The sequence below is a fragment of the Bowmanella dokdonensis genome, assembly GCF_017254865.1.
Lineage (GTDB): Bacteria > Pseudomonadota > Gammaproteobacteria > Enterobacterales > Alteromonadaceae > Bowmanella > Bowmanella dokdonensis.
On the sequence record NZ_JAFKCV010000073.1, the window covers coordinates 1 to 507 of the forward strand.

The 507-nt window shown below is 56.0% G+C and carries 1 pseudogene; it reads left to right on the forward strand.

From position 1 onward, the window contains the following. Positions 1–132 precede the first annotated feature (132 nt). Positions 133–507, forward strand: a pseudogene (locus tag J0A66_RS21595) (group II intron reverse transcriptase/maturase); the annotation flags it as partial.

A 507-nucleotide genomic window follows, 5' to 3' on the forward strand; every position in this document is an offset into this window, starting at 1 on the left:
CAACCGACAGCGCAGAGCGGTGTAAGTCGCTGTGTGATTAAGCAGAAGTCAGCAGAGGGCATAGTAGCCAAATGCCCATCGTAATGGATGGGACAGGGTGAAGGCCCGAACATTCAGAGTAAAGGAGTAGCCTTGTCAGACTTGAACACACGAATGCCGCCCGGCAACGACGTGGTGCAGCGTACTGACCTGAAACCAGCCTTTAGCGACAATCTGTTCGAACAGATGCTCCAGCCTGCCAATTTACAGCGGGCCTGGAAACAGGTTCGAGCCAACCGGGGTGCAGCCGGAGTTGACGGCATGACCGTTGATGGTTTTCCGGCATGGGTGAAGTCGGGTGAATGGGACAAGGTTAAAGCCGCGCTTTGCGCTGGCACCTACCGCCCACAACCTGTCAGGCGAGTTGAGATCGAGAAACCCGGTGGGGGCAAGCGCCCGCTTGGTATTCCTACGGTGATTGATCGCATCATACAACAAGCCATGGCCCAAGTGCTCACGCCCATCTTT